The organism is Pseudoalteromonas sp. S1612, from assembly GCF_005887175.1.
Taxonomy (GTDB): Bacteria; Pseudomonadota; Gammaproteobacteria; order Enterobacterales; family Alteromonadaceae; genus Pseudoalteromonas; species Pseudoalteromonas undina.
On the sequence record NZ_PNDH01000011.1, the window covers coordinates 67,342 to 76,375 of the forward strand.

Annotated in this window: 6 protein-coding genes and 1 tRNA gene; all 7 read right to left on the minus strand. The window is 40.7% G+C overall.

Annotation, left to right across the window (positions count from 1 at the left end):
* Positions 1–10: 10 nt before the first annotated feature.
* The 7 genes from CWB78_RS05450 to CWB78_RS05480 all read right to left on the minus strand — a co-directional run bounded on the left by CWB78_RS05450 (position 11) and on the right by CWB78_RS05480 (position 9,003).
* Positions 11–1,912, minus strand: coding sequence for a SurA N-terminal domain-containing protein (locus CWB78_RS05450; protein ID WP_054202402.1), 1,902 nt, complete (start codon positions 1,910–1,912; stop codon positions 11–13).
* Positions 1,913–2,085: 173 nt separating this feature from the next.
* Positions 2,086–2,385, minus strand: a complete 300-nt coding sequence (locus tag CWB78_RS05455) for an HU family DNA-binding protein (protein ID WP_256872136.1) — start codon at positions 2,383–2,385, stop codon at positions 2,086–2,088.
* A 183-nt stretch (positions 2,386–2,568) separates the two neighbouring features.
* A complete protein-coding gene (gene lon / locus CWB78_RS05460; protein WP_008467545.1) occupies positions 2,569–4,929 on the minus strand; it encodes an endopeptidase La in 2,361 nt (786 codons plus the stop codon).
* Between the two features lie 149 nt (positions 4,930–5,078).
* Complete coding sequence (gene clpX / locus CWB78_RS05465; RefSeq protein WP_010388064.1) at positions 5,079–6,362, minus strand: ATP-dependent protease ATP-binding subunit ClpX; 1,284 nt, start codon at positions 6,360–6,362, stop codon at positions 5,079–5,081.
* A gap of 131 nt (positions 6,363–6,493) precedes the next feature.
* Positions 6,494–7,111, minus strand: coding sequence for an ATP-dependent Clp endopeptidase proteolytic subunit ClpP (clpP, locus tag CWB78_RS05470; protein ID WP_008111041.1), 618 nt, complete (start codon positions 7,109–7,111; stop codon positions 6,494–6,496).
* Between the two features lie 159 nt (positions 7,112–7,270).
* On the minus strand, positions 7,271–8,575 hold the full coding sequence (gene tig, locus CWB78_RS05475) for a trigger factor (RefSeq protein ID WP_010388062.1): 1,305 nt from the start codon (positions 8,573–8,575) through the stop codon (positions 7,271–7,273).
* 351 nt (positions 8,576–8,926) lie between these two features.
* A tRNA-Pro gene (locus tag CWB78_RS05480) sits at positions 8,927–9,003 on the minus strand.
* Positions 9,004–9,034: the final 31 nt, after the last annotated feature.

Sequence of the window (9,034 nt, forward strand, 5' to 3'; positions counted from 1 at the left end):
TAGCTATTACTTATTCAGCTGCTTGAGCTGCTTTTGGTACATTAAGCTCTGCTTGTTGCTTAAGCGATTCAATGAATACCGTATAGTTTTTCTGCGCTTGCGCCATAGTAATGTTTTGCTTCATTTGTGGCTCAATGTTGTCACTCACTGGTGCATCATTTACCGCTTTAAGCGCAACAATCGCTGCATCGCCATTATTTAAGTTAACCATATCATATACAGCTGCATCACTAGGATGTGCCATTTTGAATACTTGGGTAACAATAGCAGGTGAAACAGCAAAGCTTTCACGAGTTAGTTGCGACTCTTGACGAACGTTTAGTGATTGCTCAGCAGCCACATCGTTTAAGCTCTTGCCTTCTTTTACTTGTGCAAATAACGTGCGTGCTTTTTCTTTTGCAAGGTCTGATGCCTTTTCATTCATTAAGCGTGTTTTAATTTGCTCACTTACCTCGCTTAATGCTTTCGTTGCCGCAGGTTGGTGCTCATTTACACGCACCACAATCACATGCTCATTACCAAGCTCAATTACTTCTGAATTGACTTTATCTTCTAGTAGTTCAACTGATGATAAGGCAGTCACAACCGCTGGGTTATTAAGCGGCTCAGGAAGCGCGCTAAGCGCTAGTAAAGAAGTAGATTGTACTTCTACACCCGCCACTTCAGCAGCATCGTCTAAGCGATCAGAAATCTCAAAGGCTAATGCCCCCATTTCTGTTTGCTTCTCGTAAAACGCATCTACTTTTTCAGCTTGCTCAAGTTCAGCACGTAGGTCAGCTTTAACCTCATCAAACGGTTTAACTTGTTGAGTTTGTAGATCAGTCAGTTTGATGATGTGATAACCAAACTCAGAGGCAACAACGTCAGAGTAATCACCTTTGTTTTGCAATGCGAACGCTGCATCTTCAAATGCTGGTTCCATAACATCACGTTCAATCCACTCTAAATCGCCACCCATTTCTGCACTAACAATGTCATCTGACGATGTCTCTGCTAGCTCAGCAAAATCAGCACCAGCGTTAAGCTGGGCAAGTAACGACTCAGCTTTCGCTTTAGCCGCATCATCATCTTCGCTATTGTCGATTAGAATATGCGACACACGACGCTTTTCTGGTTCAACATATTGCGCTTTACTCTGCTCGTAATATGCTTTTACATCGTCTTCGCTTACCGATGCAACATCAATATCATCAGCATTTAGTTCGATATAATTAACTGAGATTAATTCAGGTGATAAAAATTGACCAGCGTTTAATTCATAGTAATCCGCAACTTCTTGCTCTGTAACTTCAACATCAGCTTGCATTGCTTGTTTATCAATTACTAAATAATCAATGCTTCGTGTTTGCTGTTGCAACGCAATGGCTGATTTAAGCTCATTTGGCAGCGCAAAATCAGTACCCGCAACGGCAGATACTAACTGGCTACGCGTCATATCATCACGCAGGTATTCACGAAATGCGTCAGGTTGAAAATTCATTTGACGAATAACTTGTAAATAACGGTCGTTATTAAACTTGTCGCCAATTTTAAAATAAGGTAGCTCTAAAATTGTTTTACGAACGCTTTCATCACTTACGCGCAAACCAAGCTCGGCAGCTAACTGACTTTGTAATTCTTGTTGTACTAAACGGTCAATCACACCTTGACGGATTTGAGCCATGTAAGTTGGATCAGCTGCTATTTGGGTAAAGTACTCACCAAATTGTTGTTCTAAGCGGCTACGTTCATTTTGAAACGCACGGCTAAATTCTGTTTGGCTAATTTTAATTCCATTTACTTCAGCAACGGGTTGTTCTGTGGTTTGACCTAAGTAACTACCGATCCCAGCTAAGGCAAAAGATAAAATCACCGCGCCTAAAATGACTTTGGCTACCGGCCCTTGCGAACCTTCTCTGATTTTCTCAAGCATTTGTTTATCTCTTTTCTGAGCAAGGTATTTTCTACCTTGTCATATGTAAAAAAAGCGTATCTTACCAGATACGCTTTTTCACTTGAAGTAACTGGCGGTGAAGTAACTTAATTTATCGATTGCAATAATTAAGCGTCTCTTTACTCGCCATAACTAAATTGTTTACACAATGATTAGTTTACTGCGTCTTTAAGCGCTTTACCGGCTTTGAAAGCTGGGATGTTAGCTGCAGCAATTTGAATCGTTTCACCAGTTTGTGGGTTACGACCTGCACGAGCAGCACGCTCACGTACAGAGAAAGTACCAAAACCAACAAGTGCAACTGAGTCGCCATCTTTTAGCGCGCCAGATACAGATTCGATGAATGAATCTAGTGCACGACCTGCAGCCGCTTTAGAAATGTCAGCATCAGCTGCGATTTGATCGATTAATTGAGATTTATTCACAATATCATCCTCTTTCATTGTTGTTATCAAGAGCGATTGTTTTTTAAACTAACATCACTGTTTTGAAATTTTTGAGCAATTTTTTTAAAGCTCATATGATTATATTTTTCTTAAGCCTAGGCCCTGCAAGGGCTAGGCTTGAAAACCAGTGCTTAACTTATCATACCGTTTAGATTTGAAAAGCCCCTAAAAGCACTTTTTTTGGCTTTTTTACTGCTTTTTTGGTGTTTCGACTGAAAAACTATCAACTGGATGCACTAAAGCAAGCTTTAATACTTCGTCAATCCACGTAACTGGGTGAATCTCAAGACCCGCCAATACGTTATCAGGTATCTCTTTTAAGTCACGTTCGTTAATTTTAGGGATCACCACCGTTTTAATACCACCTCGGTGAGCCGCTAATAATTTCTCTTTTAAACCACCAATTGGCAGTACTTCACCACGTAGGGTAATCTCACCCGTCATGGCCACATCAGAGCGCACTGGATTACCCGTTAGGCTTGAAACCAAACACGTAACCATTGCGATACCCGCACTTGGACCATCTTTAGGAGTTGCGCCCTCAGGTACATGCACGTGAATATCACGTTTTTCATAAAAGTCGCTATTAATACGTAGCTCATCAGCACGATTACGCACAACAGTCATTGCCGCTTGAATCGACTCTTGCATTACATCGCCTAACGAGCCGGTGTAAGTCAACTTGCCTTTACCTGGTACTGCAGCACATTCAATCGTTAGTAAGTCACCGCCTACTTCTGTCCATGCTAGGCCAGTTACTTGGCCAATACGGTCGCCATCTTCTGCTTTACCGTAATCAAAGCGTTGCACACCTAAGTACTCTTCAAGGTTATCTGCATCGATAGTAACCGTTTTGGTGTCTTTTTCCATTAAGATATTTTTAACCGCTTTACGGCATAATTTAGACACTTCACGCTCTAAGTTACGAACGCCCGCTTCACGCGTGTAATATCGAATAATACCGATAATGGCACTGTCAGCAATTTCAACTTCTTTCTCTTTTAAGCCATTACGCTTAACTTGCTTTGGAATTAAATGTTCTTTAGCTATATTTAATTTTTCATCTTCGGTATAACCGGCTAAACGAATAACTTCCATACGGTCCAATAAAGGCCCAGGAATATTAAAGCTATTAGAGGTAGCAACAAACATTACATCAGATAAGTCGTAATCGACTTCTAAGTAATGATCAGCAAAATGGCTGTTTTGCTCAGGATCAAGTACTTCAAGTAAAGCTGATGCAGGGTCTCCACGCATATCCGCTGACATTTTATCAATTTCATCTAACAAGAATAACGGGTTTTTAACGCCCACTTTAGTCATGTTTTGAATCAATTTACCAGGCATAGAGCCAATATAAGTACGACGGTGACCACGTATCTCAGCTTCATCACGTACACCACCCAGTGCCATACGAATGTACTTACGGCCAGTTGAACGCGCAATAGATTGCCCAAGAGAGGTTTTACCTACCCCTGGCGGCCCAACTAAACACAAAATAGGCCCTTTAAGCTTATTAGTACGCTGCTGTACCGCGAGGTATTCAATAATACGCTCTTTAACTTTATCAAGTCCGTAGTGATCGCTATCTAGTATTTTTTGCGCGCCTGCTAAATCTTTTTTCACTTTAGAGCGTTTTTTCCACGGTACGTTAATTAACGTATCTATGTATGAGCGAACAACACTAGCTTCTGCCGACATCGGCGACATCATTTTAAGTTTGTTAAACTCTGCCGTGGCTTTTTCTTTCGCTTCGTTAGGCATACCTGACTCTTCGATGCGTTTTTTTAGCGCTTCGAATTCATCTGGTACATCGTCAATTTCGCCAAGCTCTTTTTGAATCGCTTTCATTTGCTCATTGAGGTAATACTCACGCTGCGATTTTTCCATCTGCTTTTTAACGCGGGTACGAATTTTTTTCTCAACTTGCAGTAAGTCTATTTCACCTTCCATCAACGCCATTAAGTACTCTAAGCGCTCCGTAACACTTGATATTTCAAGTACTTTTTGTTTTTCAGGCACTTTTAATGGCATGTGCGCAGCCATGGTATCAGCAAGACGCGCGGGCTCATCAATACCAGAGACCGAGGTCATCACTTCAGGTGGGATTTTTTTATTTAATTTTACGTAGCCTTCAAACTGGCTTAATGCACTGCGAATAAAAATATCTTGCTCTTGTTCATTCACTGAATCAGATTCAATAAACTGAGCATTGGCAACAAAGAAGTCTTCGTTATCAACAAACTCTTCGATATTTGCACGCTGCGTGCCTTCAACTAATACTTTTACTGTACCATCGGGTAGCTTTAATAATTGAAGTACAGTCGCAATTGTCCCTACACGATAAATATCGTCTTTCTCAGGCTCGTCTACAGTTGCATCTTTTTGTGCAACTAAGAAAATTTGTTTGTCTTTATCCATTGCCGCTTCAAGGCATTTTATTGATTTTTCACGGCCTACAAAAAGCGGGATCACCATGTGTGGATACACCACTACATCGCGCAGTGCTAGCACAGGGATTTCGACTCGATCGTTTCTCTCAAGCGTCATTGTATTTTCTCTTTGCACTTCATTTATTTAAAGATTACTCAAGTATATGGGGATAACCTAATTAAAGTTCAACAATTTTTGCCAACTCGATTAAATTAATTATAAAAAAAGGAGCCATTGGCTCCTTTTTTTTACAACTTGCTCAGAATTTAATCTGCTGCGGCTTGTTCTTGATTGCTGCTGTCATAAATCAAGATTGGGTCAGACTCACCTTTAATAACGGTTTCATCAACAACCACTTTACTTACGTTATCAATTGAAGGCAGCTCATACATAGTATCAAGCAATACACCTTCTACGATTGAACGCAGGCCACGTGCACCGGTTTTACGTTCCATTGCTTTGTGAGCAATAGCACGTAGTGCATCATCACGAAATTCAAGCTCAACGTCTTCCATCCCAAACAATACTGAAAATTGCTTAGTAATAGCGTTTTTAGGCTCACTTAAAATTTGTACCAGTGCAGCTTCATCAAGTTCAGTCAATGTAGCAACAACAGGTAAACGGCCAATAAACTCTGGAATTAAACCATATTTCACTAAATCTTCTGGCTCAACATCTTTAAATGTTTCACTTAAAGAGCGGCTCGCTGCCGACTCTTTAACGTTAACGCCAAAACCAATGCCAGTATTTTTGTGGCTACGCTGTTCAATAACTTTATCAAGACCAGCAAATGCACCACCACAAATAAACAGAATTTTAGAAGTGTCTACTTGCAGGAACTCTTGCTGTGGATGTTTACGTCCACCTTGTGGCGGAACAGAAGCAACGGTACCTTCAATCAATTTCAGTAAGGCTTGTTGTACACCTTCACCTGATACATCACGGGTGATTGATGGGTTATCTGATTTACGTGAAATTTTGTCAATTTCATCAATGTAAACAATACCACGTTGTGCTTTTTCTACGTCGTAGTCACATTTTTGTAAAAGCTTTTGAATGATGTTTTCAACATCTTCACCCACATAACCGGCTTCGGTTAACGTGGTGGCATCGGCCATTGTAAACGGCACATCTAGCAAACGTGCTAACGTTTCAGCTAGTAGTGTTTTACCACTCCCCGTTGGACCAATTAATAAAATATTACTTTTACCTAGTTCAACGTCTTGTTTAGTTGATTGGTTGCGTAAACGCTTGTAGTGATTGTAAACCGCTACAGACAACACTTTTTTCGCATGCTCTTGGCCAATTACGTAGTCGTCTAAGTGGTTACGAATTTCTTTTGGCACAGGTAATTTGTCAGCGGCATCATGCTTAGGCGCGATGTCTTTAATTTCTTCCCTGATAATATCATTACACAGCTCTACACATTCATCACAAACGTATACTGAAGGTCCTGCAATTAATTTTCGAACTTCATGCTGGCTTTTGCCGCAAAAAGAGCAGTATAACAATTTATTACTTTTGTCGCCGTCTGTAGGAGTGTCAGACATTCAGCTACCTCATTTTATTACGTTGGCCACCAAAGTCTTGGTGGCTATTTTAATACGCTTTAACTATACCAAAATTTAGGCTTTTTCGCATAGTAACTCTCATTAGCAAGCATTACTGCTTGCAGGCATACTTACTTGCTACCACGATTAGTAAATACTGAGTCAACAATACCGTAATCTACAGCTTGGCTTGCACTCATAAAGTTATCACGGTCTGTATCACGTGAAACAACATCAAGCGGTTGGCCAGTATGCTCAGCCATTAAGCGATTTAATTTGTCTTTAATAGACAAGATTTCTTTCGCGTGTATTTCAAAATCAGATGCTTGACCTTGGAATCCACCTAATGGTTGGTGAATCATTACACGTGAATTAGGTAAACAAAAACGTTTACCCTTAGCACCACCAGATAGTAAAAACGCACCCATGCTAGCCGCTTGGCCCACACAAATAGTACTTACATCAGGTTTGATGAAATTCATTGTATCGTAAATAGCCATTCCCGCAGTGACCGAGCCACCCGGTGAATTGATATATAAGAAGATATCTTTATCTGGGTTCTCTGATTCTAAGAAAAGCATTTGCGCTAAAATCAGATTTGCCATGTTGTCTTCAACTTGGCCCGTTAAAAAGATAATACGCTCTTTTAATAGTCTCGAATAAATATCAAACGAGCGCTCGCCTTTAGCTGTTTGCTCAACAACCATTGGTACTAATGCGTTTAGGGGATCTGTCATACCAGTGTTCATACTTATTTAATTCCTTATGCGCTTATACTTATTCTAGGAAAAGCATAATGATCATTTTTAGCTAATTAAGAACCACAAACTAAAATGGCCCGGGCACACTGCATAAACAGAGTAACACGAGCCATTTAATCGTTAGCGAGCGCTTAAGTCAATGACTTATTATGCACCTTGCTGTGGATTCATGATGTCATCAAATGCTTTTTCAACATCAGTCACAGTTGCTTTAGCTAAAATAGCTTCAACAGCTTGCTCTTCCATTGCTACATTACGCATTTGTTGCATTAGTTGATCATTTGCTTTGTAGTATTCTACTACTTCAGTTGGATCTTCGTATGCAGATGCTACAGTAGCGATAAGTGCTTCAACTTTAGCGTCATCAACTTTGATGTCGTTTGCTTTGATCACTTCGCCTAATAATAGGCCAGTTTTAACTCGTGTAACTGCTTGCTCATGGAACAATTCAGCTGGAAGCTCAGGCATATTTTGACCGTTACCACCAAAACGTTGAGCAGCTTGCTCACGTAAAGCGTCAACTTCTTGGTCGATTAATGCTTTAGGCACTTCAACTTCGTTTTGCTCTAAAAGACCTTTGATTGCTTGGTCTTTTACGTTAGCTTTAACCGCTTGGTCTAGCTCACGTGTCATGTTCTTTTTAACTTCTTCTTTAAGCGCGTCTACGCCGCCTTCGGCAACACCGAATTTAGTTGCAAACTCATCGCTTAATTCAGGTAATTCTTGCGCTTCAACTTTTTTCACTGTGATAGTGAATTGAGCCGCTTTACCTTTTAAGTTTTCAGCGTGGTAATCTTCAGGGAAGTTTACGTCAGCAACAACTTCTTCGCCTGCTTTTTTGCCTACGATGTTGTCTTCAAAACCTGGGATCATACGACCTTGGCCAAGTTCTAATGGGAAATCTTCAGCTTTGCCGCCTTCGAATTCTTCACCGTCGATAGTACCAACGAAATCAACCGTTACACGGTCGTTTGCGCCAGCAGCTGCATCAACGTCAGCCCAAGAAGCGTGTTGCTTACGAAGTGTCTCTAGCATGTTTGCTAAATCTTCGTCAGTTACTTCTACCGCTGGTTTTTCAACAGCAATTTTATCTAAACCTTGAACTTCAACTTCAGGGTAAACTTCAAATGTTGCTGAGAACTCTAAATCTTTACCTGCTTCAAGTGCTTTTGGAGCAAATGTAGGTGCGCCAGCAGGGTTAATTTTTTCAGCAACAATTGCTTCAATGTAATTACGTTGCATTACTTCGCCAGCAACTTCTTGACGAACAGCTGGTCCGAAACGCTTGTTGATTACTGATACTGGAACTTTACCAGCACGGAAACCGTCGATACGCTGCGTTTTTGACAGTTGTTGTAAGCGTTTTTTTACTTCGGTCTCAACGTTCTCTGCAGGAACGGTGATGGTCAGACGGCGCTCAAGGCCTTGAGTCGTCTCAACAGAAACTTGCATGATTTACCTCAATATTCAATTTTGGCGACTTTTCGCCTTCATTACAAACAAAGTAATCTATAGGCGTCTTGATAAAATTCAAGCCTTAGAGCTTAAAAAAATCCGTCGCTACCAGGAGATACCATTGCTGCTCTGCCCTAAGGGCACTATATTTTTAAACAAATAGACGCGGCATTATAACCTAATATTCATGATAGTCGAGTGTGGGGGGCAATTATTTGGGGTAGTTAAAGGCAGATAACGACTAAGCGAATAAAAAACAGGCTAATTAAACTGTATAGAATGAATAGGAGCAAAAAAAGAGTTATTTTAAATAAAATAGAGATTTAGAATATGGAGCTTAAGGGGAAATGGTCGGCGATGCAGGATTTGAACCTGCGACCCCTTGGACCCAAACCAAGTGCGCTACCAAACTGCGCTAATCGCCGATACTTACTATTGCCTGCGAGTGACCTAGGG